Annotated in this window: 15 protein-coding genes; 7 read left to right on the top strand and 8 right to left on the bottom strand. The window is 58.4% G+C overall.

Annotation, left to right across the window (positions count from 1 at the left end):
• Positions 1-244: 244 nt before the first annotated feature.
• The 4 genes from C4N24_RS06515 to eno all read right to left on the bottom strand — a co-directional run bounded on the left by C4N24_RS06515 (position 245) and on the right by eno (position 8240).
• Positions 245-2818, bottom strand: coding sequence for a hybrid sensor histidine kinase/response regulator (locus tag C4N24_RS06515; RefSeq protein ID WP_242983204.1), 2574 nt, complete (start codon positions 2816-2818; stop codon positions 245-247).
• On the bottom strand, positions 2808-3635 hold the full coding sequence (locus tag C4N24_RS06510; protein ID WP_242983203.1) for a substrate-binding periplasmic protein: 828 nt from the start codon (positions 3633-3635) through the stop codon (positions 2808-2810). The genes C4N24_RS06515 and C4N24_RS06510 overlap by 11 nt, the downstream gene beginning before the upstream one ends.
• A gap of 17 nt (positions 3636-3652) precedes the next feature.
• On the bottom strand, positions 3653-5758 hold the full coding sequence (locus C4N24_RS06505) for a diguanylate cyclase (RefSeq protein WP_112090772.1): 2106 nt from the start codon (positions 5756-5758) through the stop codon (positions 3653-3655).
• A 1195-nt stretch (positions 5759-6953) separates the two neighbouring features.
• Complete coding sequence (gene eno / locus C4N24_RS06495; protein WP_112090771.1) at positions 6954-8240, bottom strand: phosphopyruvate hydratase; 1287 nt, start codon at positions 8238-8240, stop codon at positions 6954-6956.
• A 363-nt stretch (positions 8241-8603) separates the two neighbouring features.
• On the opposite strand from eno, the gene C4N24_RS06490 reads away from it, so the two are divergent.
• The 7 genes from C4N24_RS06490 (at position 8604) to asnA (ending at position 16333) form a co-directional block, all read left to right on the top strand.
• Positions 8604-10025, top strand: a complete 1422-nt coding sequence (locus C4N24_RS06490) for an MATE family efflux transporter (RefSeq protein WP_112090770.1) — start codon at positions 8604-8606, stop codon at positions 10023-10025.
• Between the two features lie 274 nt (positions 10026-10299).
• Positions 10300-11511, top strand: a complete 1212-nt coding sequence (locus C4N24_RS06485; RefSeq protein ID WP_112090769.1) for an ABC transporter substrate-binding protein — start codon at positions 10300-10302, stop codon at positions 11509-11511.
• A gap of 154 nt (positions 11512-11665) precedes the next feature.
• Entirely contained in the window at positions 11666-12544 is an 879-nt protein-coding gene (locus C4N24_RS06480) for a branched-chain amino acid ABC transporter permease (RefSeq protein ID WP_055185517.1), read from the top strand.
• A 12-nt stretch (positions 12545-12556) separates the two neighbouring features.
• Complete coding sequence (locus tag C4N24_RS06475; protein WP_112090768.1) at positions 12557-13585, top strand: branched-chain amino acid ABC transporter permease; 1029 nt, start codon at positions 12557-12559, stop codon at positions 13583-13585.
• Positions 13578-14417 (top strand): ABC transporter ATP-binding protein, encoded by an 840-nt coding sequence (locus C4N24_RS06470; RefSeq protein WP_112090767.1) that lies wholly within the window; start codon positions 13578-13580, stop codon positions 14415-14417. Before C4N24_RS06475 ends, C4N24_RS06470 begins: the two co-directional genes overlap by 8 nt.
• A gap of 3 nt (positions 14418-14420) precedes the next feature.
• Positions 14421-15134 (top strand): ABC transporter ATP-binding protein, encoded by a 714-nt coding sequence (locus C4N24_RS06465; RefSeq protein ID WP_112090766.1) that lies wholly within the window; start codon positions 14421-14423, stop codon positions 15132-15134.
• A gap of 185 nt (positions 15135-15319) precedes the next feature.
• A complete protein-coding gene (gene asnA / locus C4N24_RS06460) occupies positions 15320-16333 on the top strand; it encodes an aspartate--ammonia ligase (protein ID WP_112090765.1) in 1014 nt (337 codons plus the stop codon).
• A 273-nt stretch (positions 16334-16606) separates the two neighbouring features.
• Here the strand turns inward: asnA and C4N24_RS06455 are convergent, their stop codons facing one another.
• From C4N24_RS06455 to C4N24_RS06440, 4 genes are all read right to left on the bottom strand, one after another.
• Positions 16607-17509 carry a DegV family protein gene (locus C4N24_RS06455; RefSeq protein WP_112090764.1) on the bottom strand — a complete coding sequence of 301 codons (903 nt, stop codon included), beginning with the start codon at positions 17507-17509 and terminating at the stop codon, positions 16607-16609.
• A gap of 48 nt (positions 17510-17557) precedes the next feature.
• Positions 17558-18850 (bottom strand): adenylosuccinate synthase, encoded by a 1293-nt coding sequence (locus tag C4N24_RS06450; protein ID WP_112090763.1) that lies wholly within the window; start codon positions 18848-18850, stop codon positions 17558-17560.
• Between the two features lie 270 nt (positions 18851-19120).
• Positions 19121-19828, bottom strand: coding sequence for an LrgB family protein (locus tag C4N24_RS06445; protein ID WP_112090762.1), 708 nt, complete (start codon positions 19826-19828; stop codon positions 19121-19123).
• Entirely contained in the window at positions 19809-20144 is a 336-nt protein-coding gene (locus C4N24_RS06440; RefSeq protein ID WP_278320364.1) for a CidA/LrgA family protein, read from the bottom strand. The genes C4N24_RS06445 and C4N24_RS06440 overlap by 20 nt, the downstream gene beginning before the upstream one ends.
• Between the last annotated feature and the right edge of the window lie 35 nt (positions 20145-20179).

Here is a 20179-nt window from a genome sequence, read left to right as displayed (position 1 = left end):
GAATTGGTTGCCGATGCTTTATTTTTAGCGTCCTCGCCCTCTCAGTCATCGCTGCGCGATGCCAGATTCCCCCTTTTGTCGCTGCGCGACATCTTCCCCCGGCCGGGGGAAGTCGGCCCTCAAAGTGGGAGCCCTTGGCAGTCCACGCAAACTTCATCTCTTTGCCAAGGCCTCTCCCTTTGGGAGAGGTGGATGCGAACAAAGTGAGCAGACGGAGAGGGCGAGCCCGCTGCCCTTTTCCGTCTTATTTCAGCGCTTCTTCCAGCACCTTCAGCAGGTGCGGGATATCCAGCGGCTTTGCGATGTGGCCGTTCATGCCCGCATTCAAGGCGTTCTGCTTATCCTCCTCAAAGGCGTTGGCAGTCATGGCAAAAATGGGGACGCCCGCCTTGCGGGGGTCGGGCAGGGCGCGAATGCGCCGGGTGGCTTCGTAGCCGTCCATGCGGGGCATCTGGATGTCCATCAGGATCAGGTCGTACTGCCCGGGCGCGGACTGTTCCATCTTTTCCACCGCTTCAACGCCGTCCTCGGCGGTGTCCACAAGGAAGCCCGCTTCCTTTAAGATCTCTATGGCGATCTCCCGGTTCAGGGCGTTGTCCTCCACCAGCAGCAGGTGCTTACCGCTGAAGTCCACCTTGGGCTGCTGGGCGGGCGTCTGCTCCGGCTGCACCCGGAAGGGTTCTGCCAGCACCTTGCGCAGCTCCGAGAGGAACAGCGGCTTTTCGCAGAAGGCGGTCACACCGGCGGCGCGCGCTTCTTCCTCGATATCCGCCCAGTCGTAGGCGGTCAGGATGATGATGGGGCAGCTGTCCCCGATGACCTTGCGGATCTGCCGCACGATCTCGATGCCGTTCATATCCGGGATGAGCCAGTCGATGATATACACGCTGAAAGCATCGCCCTGCTCCACGGCGTACTTGGTGCGGATGACCGCTTCCTTGCCGGAGATGGTCCACTCCGGGCGCATCCCGATCTTGGAAAGCATGGTGCTGACGCTCAGGCAGGTGTTGGTGTCGTCATCTGCCACCAGCGCCCGCAGCCCTTCCAGCTGGGGCAGCTGCTTGATCTCCGCCTTCTGCCCGCTGAGGGGGAAGCAGAGATTCACAATGAACTCGCTCCCCTTGCCCGGCTCGCTTTCAAGGGTGATGGTGCCGCCCATCAGGTCTACGATATTCTTGGTGATGGAAAGGCCCAGACCCGTGCCCTGAATGCCGCTGACAGTAGAATTCTCTTCCCGGGTGAACTCCTCAAAGATATGCTTCTGGAACTCCTTATTGATGCCGATGCCGTTGTCTTTAATGCGGAACTCGTAGTTGCCGCAGCCCTTGGGCGCACCGGGCTTCTGGGCGATGCGGATGCTCACCATGCCGCCGGTGGGGGTGAACTTGATGGCATTGGAAAGGATGTTCAGCAGTACCTGATTCAGCCGCAGCGGGTCGGTGATGATGTCCTCGTCCACCACGTCCATGGTGTCGATGAACAGCGACAGGCGCTTGGAGCTGATGTTGGGCTGGATGATGGAGCGCACATCGTGCACAAGATCCGGCAGATGCACCGCCTTTTCCTCGATCTTTACTTTTCCGCTCTCGATGCGGCTCATGTCCAGCACATCGTTGATGAGGGAGAGCAGGTGCTGGCTGGAAGTGGAGATCTTTTTCAGGTAGTCCAGCACCTGTTCCTTATTATCAATATGGGTCGCCGCCAGCGAGGTGAAGCCGATGATGGCGTTCATCGGGGTGCGGATGTCGTGGCTCATGTTGAACAAGAACTCCCGCTTGGCGCGGTTTGCCGCTGCCTCGTGCCGGACAGCCTTTTCCAGCTTGCGGTTCTGCTCCTCCAGCTGGGCATGGTATTTCTGCTCCCGCTTTTGCTGCTCCGCAGCCTTTATGGAGCGATGGCGCAGCGTTTGCAGCACTGCCACAAAGATCAGATAAAGGATCAGCGTTGCCAGCAGTGTACTGCTGGAATTACGGAACACCGCTTTTTCGTTGATATAGATATACAGATCAAAATTCTGTCCGTTGCTGTACATCCCAAAATAACAGCCGGAATTTGCCCAGTCGTGGGTATGGGTCAAGGTATCGGGCGCACCGGCCTTGCGGATGCCCTGCACCAGCGGGCTGTTCGTGGTGTACAGTCCGATGAGGCTCGGGTCGTTTGCGGCGATCACCTTGTTATCCTGCACGATAAAGATGGTGCCGCTGATGTCCTGCGGGTAGCCGTCCAGCACGCTCTGGATGGACAGGGCTGCGCCCTCCACAAACTCCGGCGGGGTCACCCGGTAAGCCAGCAGTATGGCATCCCCTGCTGCGGCGCGGTGGGTGGCAACATCCACCGCCGTGCCATCCTGTAACAGAATGCGCTTGAGATAGGTCTTTTGCGGGTTTTGCAGCACGTTCAGCGCGGCTTTCTCCCGCAGCGACTCCGCAAACTGCGCATAGCTAACATTACCACTTGTATATTCACACAGTGCTTTTCCGTTTTCGTCCAGTACGGCAATGCCGGTAAGCCAGAGGGACTCCGTTTCTGCCCGGAGGCTTTCGGGGTCGTAGAGGTCTAAGGCATCATTTTCAGCCAGCTGCCGCACCGCCACCGCCATCCGGCGCAGCGCCTTTGCGGTGATGGTGTCGTTATGTTTTTCGAAGCTGGTGGACTGCACCTTTACAAAGCTGATGGTGCGGGCAAAGTAATCCTCGGTAGCACGTATGGACTCCTGCCCGGAGAAGAGGGTCACTGTCAGCAAAAGCAGCACGCCCATCAGCAGATAGAGCGCCGCCATCCGCATATTGGGAGTGAACGTTTTCTTTTTACGGTTCAAGGGCGTCCACCTCCAGATATTTTTCCGGGTCCGGCAGATACTTGCCTACGATCTGCTTCATCGTGCCATCGGCGCGCATGGCGGCAAAGGTCTTGGTCAGCTGTTCGTCCAGCCCGCGGGTGTCGTTCAGTGCAAAAGCCACGCCGATGCCGGTGACCAGCAGCGGCTCTTCCAGAATGCGGAAATCGGCATTGCAATCCTGCATATACTGCAAAATGGCAGTCTCGTGGGCGGCAACGGCGTCCACATAGCCGCAGTTCAGCATAGCGTACTGCACGCTGCGGTCCTCGGTGCTCAGCACTTCGCCCAGCTGCGGGATGCGGGGGTCAGTACCGGCAAGGAAAATTTCCTCCGGCTTGGTGGTGCTTTGCACCATCATGGTCTTGCCCGCAAGGTCGGCAAGCGTTTCAATGCCGCTGTCCGCATTGACCGCCACCACCTGACGGCTAGTCATATACGGCCCTGCCCAGCGGTACAGCTGCTCCCGCCCGTCCATGGAAAAGCAGCCCCAGATGCAGTCGATGGCGCCGCTTTCCACCAGATTGGTTTTCTGCTCCCAGTCAATGATCTCGATCTGCAGCGCATACCCCATGCGGGCAAAGGCTTCGGTGGCAATGTCCACATCAATGCCGGTGGGGGTGCTGTCATTGCTCAGGTAAACAAAAGGCGGGTAGGAATCGCTGCCCACCGTAAGTTCGGGCAGTGCTGCCGCCGCCTGCGTTTTGCCGCAGGCGGTCAGCCCGGCTGCCGCTGCCGCCGCGCACACTTTTAAAAAGGTGCGGCGGGGTATTTTATGGTTGGATCTCTGGTTTGTCACGCGTAATTTTCCTCACATTACCATTGTAAAATATCCTGCTTCAGTTCCCCCTGCACATCCAGCAGGCACTGGATCAGCAGCGGGTTGAACGCCCCGCACGCGCCGTTTGTGATCATCTGGACAGCAGTCTCGTGCGGGAACGCCTTTTTGTAGCACCGCTCGCTGGTCAGCGCATCGTACACATCCGCCATGGAGACCAGCTGCGCACTGATGGGGATATCGTCCCCTTTCAGCCCGTCCGGGTAGCCCTTGCCGTCCCAGCGCTCGTGGTGCCAGCGGGCGATCTCGTAGGCAGTCTGCAAAAGCGGCTGGTCTGCAAAGCTTTCGGTCTTTTGCAGCATCTCTGCGCCCAGCATACTGTGGGTCTTGATCACCGCAAATTCCTCTGCGGTCAGCTTGCCGGGCTTATTCAGGATGGCTTCGTCAATGCCTATTTTGCCAATATCGTGCAGCGCCGACGCAAGCGGGATATCATCCTGCTGCTCCGGGGTCAGGTCGTAGCGGCTGGTCAGCTCCATCAGCCGGTGCAGCAGCGTCTCGGTGATGACGCGGATGTGCCGCACATGAGAGCCGGACTCGCCGTTGCGGAACTCCACGATCTGGCTCAGCACGCCTACCAGCACATCGGTGTTCTTTTCGCGGGCGCGGATCTGGTCGGACACCATCTGCACCAGCCGCCGCTGCTTGGCATACAGCTTGATGGTGTTGACCACCCGGCGGTAGACGATCTTGGCGTCAAAGGGGCGGCTAACGTAATCGCTTGCGCCCAGCTCATACGCCTTGCGGATGGCTTCTTCCGAGTCGTCGCTGGAGATCATGATCACCGGCACATCCTCGATGGTGTGGTTGGTGTTCATGGTGCGCAGCACCTCAAAGCCGTCCATGACCGGCATATTGATATCCAGCAGCACCAGCGAGATCTGCCCCGCCTTTTCCCGCAGCAGCTCCAGACACTGTTTGCCGTTCCCGGCTTCCAGAATACGGTAGTCCCCGCCCAGAATGCCGGTCAGCATCATGCGGTTCATCATGGCATCGTCCACCAGCAGGATGACGGGCTTTTCCTCCAAGACTTGCTCCTGAGCCGCCAACCGGCTGTCCTGTGTGTCCACCGCCACCGCGTCCTTGTGGTTCTTGGCCTGATACATCAAAAGGTCTGCCCGGCGCACCACATTCTCCATGGGGTCGGCAAGGGTCTGCATCGCGCCGCCGATGCTCAGCGAAAGCCGGAAGTGAGGGTAGCCCGGCACCACAGCCTTTTGCACGGCATCGCGGATCTGCTCCAGCTTTGTCTTGAGGTAATCTGCCGGGATGCCGGACAGCACCAGCAAAAATTCATCGCCGCCGTAGCGGATCAGCAGATCCGTCTCCCGGATACAGCTGCGGATGGCCTTTGCAACGGTTTCCAGTGCCAGATCTCCGGCGTGGTGGCCGTAGGTATCGTTGCAGATCTTGAAATCGTCGATATCCATCAGGGCAATGCCCGCCGGGCCGATGTTATTGCGCACCACATCCTCGTAATAGCGGCGGTTGTAGGTGCCGGTCAAAGCGTCATGGTTCAGCCGCTGCCGGTAGCGCTCTTCTTTTTCCATATTCCGAGCGGTGGTCTGGGCAAACTGAGTCTTTTGCTCCTCCATCTGCTGCATCATCCGCAGCAGGTTGCGGTTGGCGGTTTCCAGTGCTTCCCGCTGGGTGCGGTTCTGCTGTTCCAGCTTTTCCCGCAGCTCCATATAGGGGGTGATATCCGTGATAGTGCCCACGATATAGCCATCGCCGCGCCATTCCACCCGGTTGGCAGCACTGGAGACCCAGCGGTAGCCGTTTTTGCCCAACATCCGGAAGATGTTGTCGCCCTCCTGTGCGTAAGTCGCGCTGTTTTCTGCGTTCCGGTAGCGCAGCCCGTCCGCCAGATCATCCGGGTGTACCAGCGCTGTATAGCGGTTATCGAACCTTGCCGCAAATTCTGCCCGCTCCCAGCCCAGTATCTCCAGAAAACGGTCGCTGATATAAGCAAACGGATAGCCGTTTTCCGGGTCCTCTGCGCAGCAGTGAAAACCACCCGGTATATTCTGTGCATAGCGTTCCAGCCGCAGAAGTCCTTTTTTTATCGTCTCGCCTGTTTCCATCTGGTTTTCCCTGTCTCTTTCTCTGTGTACCGCACCTTGACAGCACGCGGTACACCCTGTTGCCGCAATTTACCTTCCTATGATGCCCCGATTTTGGGCGTACTGTAACAGTGTAATTTTATCATCAAAACCGCCTAGATGCAAGCATTTTTTGCCAATTTTGCCAATGGGGTGGCAAGTAAAATGTATCAGAAAAAGTTACAAGGGCAGCGGGCTCGCCCTCTCAGTCAAATCCTGCGGATTTGCCAGCTCTCCCAAAGGGAGAGCCTCTGGCGAAACCACGAACTTTGCAGTTTGACCGGAAACTTTTCCGCCATGCCAAGGCCTCTCCCTTTGGGAGAGGTGGCAGTGAGCGAAGCGAACTGACGGAGAGGGCGAGCCTAGTGAAATCGTTCCGCGCAGCAAAAAAGCCGCCGCACAAAAAGTGCAGCGGCTTTGCGGGGTGTCACCTCACAGCCAGCGCTCTGCGATGATCCACCACATACCGGGCAGATTGATCCGACCCAGCAGATGCTCCAATACGATCAGCATGGTATTCTCCTTTCAGACCGTCCGTTTCAGCCGAACAGCCCCTTTAGCAAAAACAGAAGCAGCTTAGTCAAGCTGCCGCCGCCCAAAAGGTTGAGCAGCGGCCCAAGGCCTTGAAACATGGAAGGTTTGCTCCTTTCGTTTTTCGCAAGTCAAGAAATCAGTGCAACATTCAAACAGCATATTTGCGCCATGCAATTCAACGCTGTTGCCGTTGCATTAAAAAGTTGAATTGCTATCATTCCGTCCCGGCTGCTGTCGGGTGTCGGTCTGCCTTATATACGAACCAGCCCGCCGCAGGATTGCAAATACCATGGTGGTAAATATTGGGAAGAATCAATTCAAATCGTTTCTATTGCACAAGGTCAGCATCCTCGCCCTCTCAGTCATCGCTGCGCGATGCCAGCTCCCCCAAAGTGGGAGCCCTTGGCAGTCCACGCAAACTTCATCTCTTTGCCAAGGCCTCTCCCTTTGGGAGAGGTGTCACCGTAGGTGACGGAGAGGGCGAGCCCGCTGAAATTATTCGCAGCTGCCGTCTGCCTTACGACCCCTTCCCATGAAAAAGTTGCTCAGAAACGCCCGCAGGCGTTTCTGAGCAACAAATCCAAAATACTATTTCCGCTGAAAATGCCCATAGCAGCGCGGAGGGCATTCCAAATCGTCTTACTTAAAATGCTTCCATGCCGGGGTAGACGGCGCTTTCGCCCAGCTGCTCCTCAATGCGCAGCAGCTGATTATACTTTGCCACACGCTCGGTGCGGCTGGGTGCACCGGTCTTGATCTGGCAGGTGTTCAGCGCCACAGCCAAGTCCGCAATGGTAGTGTCCTCGGTCTCGCCGGAGCGGTGGGAGCTGATGGCGTTGTAACCGGCTTTGTGCGCCATCTTGATGGCCTCCAGGGTCTCGGAGACAGAGCCGATCTGGTTCAGCTTGATCAGGATGGCATTGCCCGCACCCAGCTGAATGCCCTTTGCCAGACGCTCGGTGTTGGTCACGAACAGATCATCGCCCACCAGCTGCACCTTGCCGCCCAGCTCGCGGGTCATCTGCTGCCAGCCCTCCCAGTCCTCTTCGTCCAGACCGTCCTCGATGGAGATGATGGGGTACTTTTCCACAAGGCTCTTCCAGTGTGCGATCAGCTCGGCAGAGGTGAACTCGGTGCCCGCCTTGGGCAGCTTGTAGAAGCCCTTGCCCTTGGGGCTCTTCCACTCGGAAGCGGCGGCATCCATCGCCAGCATAAAGTCCTTGCCCGGCACATATCCCGCCTTTTCGATGGCAGCCAGAATGGTCTCGATGGTCTCCTCGTCGCTGGAAAGGTTGGGCGCAAAGCCGCCCTCATCGCCCACGGAGGTAGCCAGACCCTTGGACTTCAGGATAGCAGCCAGCGCATGGAACACCTCGGCGCACCAGCGCAGCGCTTCCTTAAAGGAGGTTGCGCCCACCGGCATGATCATGAACTCCTGCGTGTCCACGGTGTTGGTGGCGTGTGCGCCGCCGTTCAGGATGTTCATCATGGGCACGGGCAGGCGGTTGCCGTTTACGCCGCCCAGAAAACGGTACAGCGGCATTTCCAGCGAAGCGGCAGCTGCGCGGCAGGCTGCAATGGACACCGCCAGAATGGCGTTTGCACCCAGATTGGACTTATCCTTGGTGCCGTCTGCCTTGATCATGGCGGCGTCGATGGCGTAGATGTCGGAAGCATCCATGCCCACAACTGCGTCCGCAATGACCGTGTTGATGTTCTCCACCGCCTTGGTCACGCCCTTGCCCAAGTAGCGGCTCTTGTCGCCGTCCCGCAGCTCCAGCGCCTCAAACTCGCCGGTGGATGCACCGGAAGGGGCGCAGCCGCGCGCCACCGTGCCGTCCGCCAGCGTGATCTCGGCTTCCACGGTGGGGTTGCCGCGGGAGTCCAGAATCTCGCGGCCTACAACAGCTTCAATTTCCAGATAATTCATCTTGAAACCCTCCTGAATATCATTTTTTCTCCCATACTGCCCGGGCGGGCAGACGGGGAACTGCTCTATTTAGATGGTTATATATAGCTAACCATCAATATCCTACCACGCTTTGCGCCCCGGTGCAAGAGCCCGGGCGGATGTTTGCGGCCCTAAATTTTTAACAGGAGCGCAAACCGCCGTGGAAAACCCGTTTACAGTCTGCCCCTTTGCGGCAGTGGGGATACGTTATGCTTACCATGTGTTTTTTATATGGCAGATATACCAAAAATTCTCTTTACTTTTTGGCAGTTCGGTTCTATACTGGTTGCGGCATTTACGCCGTTTTCCCATTTATAGTCGTTATAGAGGAGGATTTTTGCAATGAATAAGGATCTGACGGTGGGCAAGCCGTCACAGGTATTGTGGCAATTCTGTCTGCCCATGTTCGGCAGCATCATTTTCCAGCAGCTGTACAACATCGCCGACAGTCTGGTGGCAGGCAAGTTCATCGGTGAGAACGCGCTGGCTGCGGTGGGCAACAGCTACGAGATCACCCTGATCTTCATCGCCTTTGCCTTTGGCTGCAACATCGGCTGCTCGGTCATCGTGTCCCGCTACTTCGGCGCAAAGGAATACGGCGAGATGAAGACCTCGGTCTACACCTCCCTCATCGGCTCTGCCGTGCTGTGCGCGGTGCTGATGGGCATTGGCCTGTTTGGCTGCGATGCCCTGCTGGAGCTCATCAACACCCCGGAGGAGATCCTTGCGGGCTCTGCGCTGTATCTGGACATCTACGTTCTGGGCTTGCCCTTCATGTTCTTCTACAACATTGCCACCGGCATCTTCTCTGCCCTTGGCGACAGTAAGACCCCCTTCTACTTCCTTGCAGTCTCTTCTTTGTCCAACATTGGCGTGGACATCCTGTTCGTCGCCGGTTTCAAGATGGGCATTGCCGGTGTGGCATGGGCTACCTTCCTGTGTCAGGGTGTCAGCTGCGTGCTGGCCATGGTGGTGGTGTTCCGCCGCATCCGCGCCTTCCACACCGAGGGTCATGTGCAGCTGTTCTCGTGGAATATGCTGGGCAAGGTGGCCGTGGTGGCTATACCCAGCATCCTGCAGCAGAGCTTTGTCTCGGTGGGCAACATCATCCTGCAGAGCATCATCAACACCTTTGGTGCCAGCGTCATTGCAGGCTATTCTGCCGCCGTCAAGCTGAACAACATGGTCATCACCTCCTTTACCACCTTGGGCAACGGCATCTCCAACTACACCTCCCAGAACATGGGTGCAGGCAAGATGGACCGCGTCAAGGAAGGTTTTGGCGCAGGCCGCAATCTGGTGTGGCTGCTGTGCGTGCCGCTGGTGGTGCTGTACTTCTTCTTTGGCCGTTTCCTGCTGCTGCTGTTCATGAACGACCCGCAGGGCCCTGCCATTGACACCGGTATGCTGTTTTTGCGCATTCTTTCTCCCTTCTACTTTGTGGTATCGGTCAAGCTAGTGGCAGACGGCATCCTGCGCGGCTGCGGCCTGATGGTGCGGTTCATGATCGCCACCTTCACCGACCTGATCCTGCGCGTGGGCATTGCCGCCGTGCTCAGCGCCACCGCGCTGGGCTCCACCGGCATCTGGATGGCATGGCCTGTTGGCTGGTGCATCGGCACGGTGCTTTCCATGGTGTTCTACGTCACCGCCATCCGCAAGGCACTGGCAGAGCCGTTGGCCGCTGTCGAGGCTGAGGGACAAGCCGCAGAGATCCGCGCCGAGGCCGAATTTGCCGCCGACGCCGAGATGGAAACCCTGTAACCATTTCGCAATCCGTGAATCTGTTTCATCTCACAGATAAACAAAATGAACAATTTGAAATAGTGCACAAAATCGTGCTCTAATTTTTGTATAAAGTATCAACAAAGCCGAGAAAATGCGTCCAAAAGTATGGACGGTTTGTGAATTGCGGATTTGAACCCAGATAGCTATAATAACAGACAAGAACAGGAGCAAGGCCGCTTTTAGAGGGGAAGGGCCTTGCTTCCGTTTTTATCAATTTATTTTATAGAACACTCCGAAGGAGGAGATTTTTATGAAAAAGATGATCACTCGTCGTCAGTTCATGGCCGCTGCCGGTGTTGTTGCCGCAGCAAGCGCTTTGACTGCCTGCGGCGGTTCTTCCGCAAGCACGGCCGCTTCTTCTGCTGCCGGTTCCGCTGCTGCTTCCGGCAGCACCATCAAGGTGGGTGTTCTGGGCCCCATGACCGGCGATGCTTCCGTTTACGGTCTGGCTGTTATCAACGGCGCAAGCCTGTATATGAAGCAGGTCAATGCCGATGGCGGTGTCAACGGCAAGCAGCTGGAGATCATCACCATGGACGAGCAGGGCGATGCTACGCAGGCTGTTACCTGCTTTACCAAGATGGTGGATCAGGGCATCACCGCTCTGGTGGGCGATGTTACCACCACCCCGACGCTGGCTGTCGCCGCTGAGAGCGCCGATTACAATATGCCCATGGTCACCGCTTCCGCTACTGCCGAGGCTGTCACCTACGATGCCGAGACCGACACCGTGAACGCCAACGTGTTCCGTGCAACCTTCACCGACCCGTTCCAGGGCATCAAGATGGCTGACTACGCTTACAAGAAGCTGGGCTACACCAAGGCAGCCGTTATTTTCCAGAAGGGCGCTGACTACAACGAGGGTCTGGCCGAGAATTTCGTGACCGAGTTCGAGAGCCTGGGCGGCACCGTTGTCGATCAGGAGACCTACTCCGAGGGCGATGTGGACTACAAGACCCAGCTGACCACCATTCTGGGCAAGGGTCCCGAGGTAGTGTTCTGCCCCAACTACTATCAGGAAATTGGTCAGATCCTTGCGCAGGCCGAGAGCGTCGGCCTGACCGTTCCCTTCCTGGGCGGCGACGGCTGGGATGGTCTGGAGGGCTACGCTACCGCCGACCAGCTGAAGGATGCTTACTTCTGCGCAAACTACGCAAAGGGCTCCAATCCCGACTTTGAGAACGCCTACAAGGCCGAGTACGGCGAGGAGTACCCCAACGGCTTTGCACCTCTGGGCTACGATGCAGCCATGACCGTTGTGTACGGCATCAAGGCAGCTGAGGAGCAGGGTCTCGAGGCTGGCTCTGACGAGTACAAGCAGGCCGTCATCGATGCCATTGCCGGCGGCACCATCGAGGGCATCACCGGCACCTTTACCTTCGACGAGCACCACAACCCCGTCAAGCAGACTGCTATCCTGTGCTTCGACGGCGCAACCCCCGTGCTGAAGGAAATGTTCTGATCTGCGCCGTTCCATCCACCGGTGATGGAGCCGCCCGCACAGAGCAAACCCCATGATTTTCTGGAGAACGCCGGAACAGCTTTTTTCTGGTCAGGCGTTCTCCGTTTTTTATATCAAAAAGTGTAAACGCCGCAAAGAAAGGAAGTATCCAACCATGACAGTGTTCTTTAGCCAGCTGATCAACGGCTTGTCCCTTGGCAGCATCTATGCACTGATCGCACTGGGCTACAGCATGGTGTACGGCATTATCCTGCTGCTGAACTTTGCCCACGGCGATGTCATCATGGTGGGCGCATACATGTCGTGGTTCGTCATGAACCAGCTGGGTCTTGGCCCGGTCACCGCTGTGTGCGCCACCATCATCACCTGTACGCTGCTGGGCGTGGTGATCGAAAAAATCGCCTACACCCCCCTGCGCAGCGCACCCCGCATCTCGCTGCTGATCACCGCCATTGGTGTCTCCTTCTTTCTGGAGTACACGGCAGAACTGATCCTCGGCTCGGGTGCAAAGGTGATCCCCGCCTACTACACCAACCAGACCTTCCATCTGGGCAAGGTGCCGCTGGGTCTTACCTCCATCATCACGCTGGTGGTCACCGTGCTGTCCATGCTGGTGCTCACCTTTCTGGTGCAAAAGACTAAGCTTGGCAAGGCCATGCGCGCCGTTTCGGAGGATATGGATGCTGCCCGCCTGATGGGCATCAACGTCAACAGCACCATTTCCTTTACCTTTGCCGTTGGCTCGGCGCTGGCGGGCATCGGCAGCGTGCTGTACTGCTGCTCCTACCCGCAGGCTACCCCCACCATGGGCTCCATGCTGGGTCTGAAAGCCTTCGTTGCCGCCGTGCTGGGCGGCATCGGCTCCATTCCGGGCGCCATGATCGGCGGCATTGCCATCGGCCTGTGCGAGTGCTTTGTTTCCGCCATCGGCCTTTCCGCTTGGAAGGACGCTGTTACGTTTGCAATTCTGATCATCGTGCTGCTGGTCAAGCCCACGGGCTTCCTTGGCCGCAAGGTGCAGGAAAAGGTGTAAGGGGGCATAACGATGAAAACCAACCGTAAAACCATCAAAATGCCCGTGCGCTACCTGATGAACGCCGTGCTGGTGGCGCTGCTGTTCGTGGGGCTTTCCTTCCTCACCCAGAATGTGCTGTCCACCTACCAGAACAAGGTGCTGCTGACCGTGGGCATCAACATTATTCTGGCCGTCTCGCTGAACGTTGCTACCGGTTATCTGGGGCAGCTGCCGCTGGGTCACGCCGGTTTTATGGCCGTGGGTGCCTACACCTGCGCGCTGTTTACGAAGTATTCCAACCTGCCCAAAGGCGTTGCCTTTGTTATCGGTCTGGTGCTGGCATGGATCATGGCCGGGCTGTTCGGGGTGCTCATCGGCATCCCCGCCCTGCGCCTGACCGGCGACTATCTGGCCATCCTGACGCTGGGCTTTGGCGAGATCATCCGCATCACCTTGAACAACATTGATGATGTGCTGGGCTTCAAGCTGTTCTACGGCGCAAAGGGCCTGAAGAACATCCCCAAGTACTCCAACTACTGGAATGTATTCCTGTGCGTGGTCATCACCTGCTTCCTCATCCACGCCATGATGAAGAGCCGCCACGGCCGCGCCGTGCTGGCCATCCGCGACAACGAGATCGCCGCCGAGAGCTGCGGCATCCAGACTACCTATTATAAGGTGATGGCCTTTGCCTTCTCCGCCGCCTTTGCAGGCTTGGCGGGCGGCCTGTACGCCTGCTATCTGGGCGTGCTGGATCCCTCTACCTTCGGCTTTATGAAGTCCATCGAAATTCTGGTCATGGTGGTGCTGGGCGGCATGGGCTCTATGCTGGGCTCCATCCTGTCCGCTACCGTGCTGACCATCCTGCCCGAGGCTACCCGCAGCTTTGAGAGCTACCGCATGGTGGTCTATTCGCTGGTGCTGGTGCTGATGATGATCTTCCGTCCGGGCGGACTGCTGGGCAGCTACGATTTCTCCCTGAGCCGCATCGTGGAAAAGGCCATGAATGGCGAACTGTTCCGCAAACATACCAAAAAGGAGGCCGCTGACCATGAGTGAGTTCAAGACCAGACTGCACAGTGTGCCCTCCGGCGGTTTTCTGACCGACCGCGACAAGGACAAAAAGCCCATTCTGGACGTGCGTGAGCTGGGTATCGACTTCGGCGGTCTGACCGCCGTGGACAACTTTAACCTGATGATCGGCCGCAACGAGATCGCCGGCCTGATCGGCCCCAACGGCGCAGGCAAGACCACCGTGTTCAACCTGCTCACCAACGTCTACCAGCCCACCCGCGGCTCCATCCTGATCGACGGGATGCCCACCGCCGGGAAAAAGACCTATCAGGTCAACCGCATGGGCGTGGCGCGTACCTTCCAGAACATCCGCCTGTTCAAGGAGCTGAGCGTCATTGATAACATCAAGGTGGGTCTGCACGAGTCTATGAAGTATAATCTGGCGTCCTCCCTGCTGCGGATGCCGAACTACTGGAAAGAGGAAAAAAAGTGCACCGAGCGTGCGCTGGAACTGCTGGACATCTTCCACATGGCAGACCTTGCCAATACACAGGCCGGCAGCCTGCCCTACGGCGCACAGCGCCGGTTGGAGATCATGCGCGCACTGGCTACCGGCCCGAAGCTTCTGCTGCTGGACGAGCCTGCCGCCGGTATGAACCCCTCCGAGACGGCCGAGCTGACCGAGACCATCCGCCGCATCCGCGACGAGTTCAACATTGCCGTGCTGCTCATCGAGCACGATATGAGCCTTGTCATGGGCATCTGCGAGGGCATTGCGGTGCTGAACTTCGGCCGCATCATCGCCAAGGGCACCCCGGACGAGATCCGCGATAACCCGCAGGTCATCGAGGCCTATCTGGGCAAAAAGGAGGGCTGAGCCATGGCTGATACATTACTGAAGGTGGACGGCATCAACGTCTACTACGGCAACATCCACGCCGTAAAGGATATCTCTTTCACTGTCAATGCGGGTGAGATCGTCACCCTGATCGGTGCCAACGGCGCGGGCAAATCCACCACCCTGAAAACCATTTCCGGCCTTCTGAAGCCCCGCACCGGCGATGTGCTGTACAAGGGCAAAAGCATCAAAGGCGTGCGCGCCCACAAGATCGTGGAAAGCGGCCTTGCACAGGTGCCGGAGGGACGCCATGTGTTCCTGCACATGACGGTGGACGAGAACCTTGACATGGGCGCGTACACCCAGCCCGCTTCCACCATTGCCGCCAACAAGGAAAAGGTGTTCACCCTGTTTCCCCGCCTGAAGGAGCGCCGTAAGCAGCTGGCGGGCACCATGTCCGGCGGCGAGCAGCAGATGCTGGCCATGGGGCGTGCGCTCATGAGCAACGCTTCCATGCTGATGCTGGACGAGCCTTCCATGGGTCTTTCGCCGCTGCTGGTGCAGGAGATCTTTGACATCATCCGCGACATCCACAAGGAGGGCATGACCATCCTGCTGGTGGAGCAGAATGCGCAGATGGCGCTTTCGGTGGCCGACCGCGCCTATGTGCTGGAGACCGGCCGCGTGGTCATGGACGGCACCGGTGCTGAGCTGCTGACCAACGAGCGCGTCCGCAGCGCCTATCTGGGCGGGTAAACGGAAAAATAGTTTGATTTGCAGTTTCGAAACGCCCTTGGGCGTTTCGGAACTGCTTTTTCCTGCTATCACTTTACTTTCGTAAAAAATTGTGCCATAATGGGTGCAGTATTCCGGCTTTGCAAAAGCCACGCCCCGGCTCGGGAAAGCGGGGCGCAAACCACACAGAATGAGGGGTAAACGTTATGAGCAAGATCATCATCCCGGCAAACTACAAACCCGCGCTGAACCTGTACGACACCCAGCGCGCCATCGGCACGGTAAAGCGGCTGTTTGCCGATACCCTGTGCGCTACGCTGAACCTGTACCGCGTATCTGCACCGCTGTTTCTGGAGGCTTCCACCGGCCTGAACGACGACCTGAACGGCGTGGAGCGCAAGGTGACCTTTGACATCAAGGACAGCGGCACCGAAGCACAGGTGGTGCAGTCGCTGGCAAAGTGGAAGCGTCAGGCACTGAAGGACTACGATTTCCGCGTGGGCAAGGGTCTGTACTGCGACATGAACGCCATCCGCCGGGACGAGGAGCTGGACAACCTCCACTCGGTCTATGTGGACCAGTGGGACTGGGAAAAGATCATCACGGTGGAGGACCGCAACGAGACCTACCTGAAAAACGTAGTGCGCTGCATCGTGTCTGCGGTGTGCGCCACCGAGATGAACCTGCACGCCATGTTCCCCCAGCTGCAGGATCTGCCCCTGCACACCCCCAACGTGACCTTTGTCACCACGCAGGAGCTGGAGGACAAGTACCCCGATCTGACCCCGAAGGAGCGGGAGAACGCCTTTGTCAAGGAGAACGGCACCACCTTCCTGATGAAGATCGGTGCACCGCTGCGCAGCGGCAAGCCCCACGACGGCCGCGCCCCGGACTACGATGACTGGGATCTGAACGGCGACCTGCTGTTCTGGAACGACCCGCTGCAGTGCAGCTACGAGCTGAGCAGCATGGGCATCCGCGTCAGCCCGGAGAGCATGGACAGGCAGCTGACCATGGCAGGCTGCGACGACCGCCGCGCCCTGCCCTTCCACAAGGCAGTGCTGGCTGGCGAACTGCCCTACACCATTGGCGGCGGCATCGGCCAGAGCCGCCTGTGTATGCTGCTGCTGGGCAGCGTTCACATCGGCGAGGTTCAGGCCAGCGTGTGGGACAAGGCCACCCGCGAAGCCTGCGCCAAGGCCGGCATCCCGCTGCTGTAAGCGGAACGATTTTAAATATCCTCCGCTTACGCTCTGGATATTTTCAGCGGAAAAATATTTTTATTTTGAAATACAGCCAAGCCTGCGGGCTTGGCTGTATTTCGTTTTCACGAGAAGGGTCGTAAAGATAAGCTGCATCTCTCCCGTGAAAAGAAAATCGGGAAGATCCGCAGATCTTCCCGATTTTCAAATATAAAAATAGAGTTCCTTGAATCATGCCCAGAGCAACGCGGAGGGCATTTTAAATCGTCCTCCGGCGGGCATTCCTGCTTATCAATTTTGCTTTTTCCAGCGGCGCATGACGCCCATGCCCAGTGCATAGGGGCCGGTGTGCACCGCAATGGTGCAGCCGATCTGCAACAGCCCTACCTCACACTGTGCGCCGGGGTACTTGGCGCGCAGGGCGGCACGGGTCTGCATCCACAGACGCTTGCCTTCGTCGGCATCGTAACCGTAGCCCACCGTAATGCGGTAGTCGTCCGGGGTGCCGCCGTGGGCATCCAGATAGTTCATCAGCTGTTCCAGTGCCTTTTCAAAGCTCTTCTGCCGGCCGCGGGCCACGCCGCCGGAGAAGATCTCGCCCTCCTTGAACAGGATCATGGGCTTCAGCCCCAGCATATTGGCGGCGCGGCCGGTCACCTTGCCGATGCGCCCGCCCTTGATGAGGTAGTCCAGATCACCCACGGTGAAGAAGATCTGGTTGGTGGATTTTTCGGCTTCCAGCCAAGTCACAGTCTCGTCCAAGGTGCAGCCTGCGTCCCGCATGGCCACGGCATTTTCCACCATGGTGGATTCGGTCACCGTGGCGGCGGCAGAGTCGATGACCTCGATGCGGGCATCGGGGTAGTCCTCCAGCACCAGATCCCGGGCGTTGCGGGCGCTGCCCACGCAGCCGCTCATTTTGCCGGTGAACACCAGACACAGTACATCCCGACCCGCCTCGGCGTGTGCGCGGAAGGTCTTTTCAAAGTCCTCGATGGAGGCCAGACTGGTCTTGGGATAGGCCGCCGGGTTATCTACCATGAACTGATAGAAGTCCCGCACGGGGATCTCCAGCCCTTCCTTGTGGTAATGCTCGCCGTCCAGCGATACATAAAAGGGCACGACCTCGATGCCAAGCTGCTTGGCGGTGTCCAGCGTCAGGTCGCAGGCGCTGTCGGTAATGATATCAAACATCTGTGACGCTTCCTTTTCTGAAACTCAGGGGCTGCTTTTGGCGGCAGCTCAGCCGCGGTGGATGTAGGCTTCGCGCTCTGCGCCCACCGAGATATAGGTGATCTTGCAGCCAACAGCCTTTTCCAGATACTCCACATAATCGCGGGCCTGCTGGGGCAGATCCTCCCACTTGCGGGCTGCGGTGATATCGCAGTGCCAGCCGGGCAGATACTCCACCACAGGCTGTGCGGTATCCAGTGCCTCACCCATGGGGAAGCGGGTGGTAGTGGTGCCGTCGGTCAGCTTGTAGGCGGTGACCATGGGGATCTTTTCCATGTAGTCCAGCACATCCAGCAGGGTCAGAGCGACCTCATCGCAGCCCTGGCAGAACACGCCGTAGCGGCTTGCCACCAGATCGATGGGGCCCACGCGGCGGGGACGTCCGGTAGCTGCGCCGTACTCGTGGCCGGCCTCACGCAGGGCGTGCTTCTCTTCCTCGGTCATGGCCAGTTCGGCGGCGAAGGGGCCGTCACCCACGCAGGAGGAGTAGGCTTTCATGACACCGATGGAGTTGTGCAGCTTGTGGCCGGGGATGCCGGCGCCGATGGGTGCATAAGCACCGATGACGTTGGAGGAGGTGGTGTAGGGGTAGATGCCAAAGTCGATGTCGCGCAGTGCGCCCAGCTGTGCTTCAAACAGCACCTTCTTGCCGGCTGCATCGGCATCGGCCAGATACTGACCCACATCGCAGATATAGTCCTTGAAGATGGCGGCATACTTTTCGAGCCAGTTCCACATCTCATCCACGCTGATGGGCGCTGCGTTGTAGCTGCCCTCCATGACCAGATTCTTGGAATCCACCATGGTGACCAGACGCTTCTTCACGGCGTCGTCCAGATGCAGCAGATCGCCCATGCGCAGGGTCTTTTTCATGTACTTGTCGCCGTAAGCGTAGGCGATGCCGCGCTTGGTGGAGCCGAACTGTGCGCCGGTCTTGGACAGGCGCGCTTCCTCCAGACCATCCTGCTCCACATGATAGGGCATGGTGATGGTTGCGCGGTCGGAGATCTTCAGGTTCTCCGGGGTGATCTTAATGCCCTGCTCGCGCAGCTTATTGATCTCGCCGTCCAGATGATGCGGGTCGATGACCATGCCGTTGCCCATGACGCAGACGACATTGGGGCGCAGGATGCCGGAGGGCAGCAGGTTCAGCACGAACTTGCCGCGCTCGTTTTTAACGGTATGGCCTGCGTTGTTGCCGCCCTGATACCGTGCAACGATGTCGTACTCCTGGCTGATCAGGTCGACCATGCGGCCCTTGCCCTCATCGCCCCAGTTGATACCCGTAATTGCAGTAAGCATAATAAATGACCTCTTTATCCTTTTTTCAAAAGACAGCCTTTTCCGTGCACCTTGCCCGGGATACGCTACCTTGGGTAAAACGCACCGGCTCGCTGCCCTTGCGGCACGCACCAATGCTATTATAGTATAGCACAGTCTGCCGCGCAAAAAAAGGGGCTGTTGTAAAATACAACGCCCCTTTTATACAGATACATCCGATTGACAAAACAGCCGCCCGGTCTGCCCGGACGGCTGCTTTGCACGGAAAAGCGCTTTTTCCGCACGCCCGTTTTACTGGATAAAGCCCACGAACACCGGGCAGAGCACGGCGGTCAGCACACCGGCTACGGCAATGGAAAGGCCGCTCATGGCACCTTCCACCTCGCCCATCTGCAGTGCCTTGCTGGTGCCCACGGCATGGGCTGCCGTGCCGATGCCCACGCCCTTGGCGATGGGGTCGGTGATGTGGAACAGCTTGCACACGGTCTCGGCCAGCAGTGCGCCCACGATGCCGGTAACGATGACGATGGCACCGGTCAGGGCGGCAATGCCGCCCAGCTCTGCTGCCACGTCCATGCTGATGGCGGTGGTCACAGACTTCGGCAGCAGGGTGGCGTACTGCTCCTGGGTCAGGTCCATCGCCAGTGCCAATGCAAAGGCGCTGCCCAGACTGACCAGCGTGCCCACCGAAATGCCCGCAATGATGGCGGGCGCGTTCTCTTTGAGCAGGTCCAGCTTTTCATACAGCGGGATTGCCAGCGCCACCGTAGCGGGCAGCAGCAGATAGCTTACCGGCGCGGCGCTGGTTTTATAGTCCCCATAGGGGATATTGCACACCGACAGAAAAACGATGATAAAAATACTGCCCAGCAGCAGCGGGTTAAAGATGGCCTTGCCGGTCACCCGGTTGATGAGCGCACCCAGCCCAAAGGCCGCCAGCGTAAGCAGCACGCCCCAGGCCGCAGAGCCGGTCAAAAAGTTATTCAGCAGTTCCGTCATGGTCGGCCTCCCCCTTTTTATTGCGGGCGGTCAGCGCCTGCGTGGTGCGGCCTGCCGCCGCCATCACCAGCACCGTCACCGGCAGAATGGCGATCAGGATGGGCAGCAGCAGCTGTCCCATCTCTGCCCACAGCTCCATGATGCCCGCAGCAGCGGGCACGAACAGCAGCGGAAAAATACCGGTCAGGTAGGTGCCGGTCTCCTTGACCTGCTCCAGCTTTACGATCCCGGCGGTCAGGGCTGCCAGCAGCAGCACCAGACCGTACACACTGGCAGGCACCGGCAGCGGCAGCACCACGTGCAGCACCTCGCCCAGAAAACAGAACGCGAGAATGCGCCCGAACTGAAAAA

Origin of the sequence: Faecalibacterium prausnitzii (assembly GCF_003287405.1) — a bacterium.
Taxonomy (GTDB): Bacteria; Bacillota; Clostridia; order Oscillospirales; family Ruminococcaceae; genus Faecalibacterium; species Faecalibacterium intestinale.
This window is presented reverse-complemented; position numbering and strand designations above follow the sequence as displayed.

What these genes read in the sequence shown, in the direction of transcription:
- C4N24_RS06445 (WP_112090762.1), bottom strand. Translation starts at nt 19,828, where the DNA reads ATGACGGAACTGCTGAATAACTTTTTGACCGGCTCTGCGGCCTGGGGC.
- C4N24_RS06450 (WP_112090763.1), bottom strand. Translation starts at nt 18,850, where the DNA reads ATGCTTACTGCAATTACGGGTATCAACTGGGGCGATGAGGGCAAGGGC.
- C4N24_RS06505 (WP_112090772.1), bottom strand. Translation starts at nt 5,758, where the DNA reads ATGGAAACAGGCGAGACGATAAAAAAAGGACTTCTGCGGCTGGAACGC.
- C4N24_RS06465 (WP_112090766.1), top strand. Translation starts at nt 14,421, where the DNA reads ATGGCTGATACATTACTGAAGGTGGACGGCATCAACGTCTACTACGGC.
- C4N24_RS06480 (WP_055185517.1), top strand. Translation starts at nt 11,666, where the DNA reads ATGACAGTGTTCTTTAGCCAGCTGATCAACGGCTTGTCCCTTGGCAGC.
- C4N24_RS06475 (WP_112090768.1), top strand. Translation starts at nt 12,557, where the DNA reads ATGAAAACCAACCGTAAAACCATCAAAATGCCCGTGCGCTACCTGATG.
- C4N24_RS06470 (WP_112090767.1), top strand. Translation starts at nt 13,578, where the DNA reads ATGAGTGAGTTCAAGACCAGACTGCACAGTGTGCCCTCCGGCGGTTTT.
- C4N24_RS06455 (WP_112090764.1), bottom strand. Translation starts at nt 17,509, where the DNA reads ATGTTTGATATCATTACCGACAGCGCCTGCGACCTGACGCTGGACACC.
- asnA (WP_112090765.1), top strand. Translation starts at nt 15,320, where the DNA reads ATGAGCAAGATCATCATCCCGGCAAACTACAAACCCGCGCTGAACCTG.
- C4N24_RS06485 (WP_112090769.1), top strand. Translation starts at nt 10,300, where the DNA reads ATGAAAAAGATGATCACTCGTCGTCAGTTCATGGCCGCTGCCGGTGTT.
- C4N24_RS06490 (WP_112090770.1), top strand. Translation starts at nt 8,604, where the DNA reads ATGAATAAGGATCTGACGGTGGGCAAGCCGTCACAGGTATTGTGGCAA.
- eno (WP_112090771.1), bottom strand. Translation starts at nt 8,240, where the DNA reads ATGAATTATCTGGAAATTGAAGCTGTTGTAGGCCGCGAGATTCTGGAC.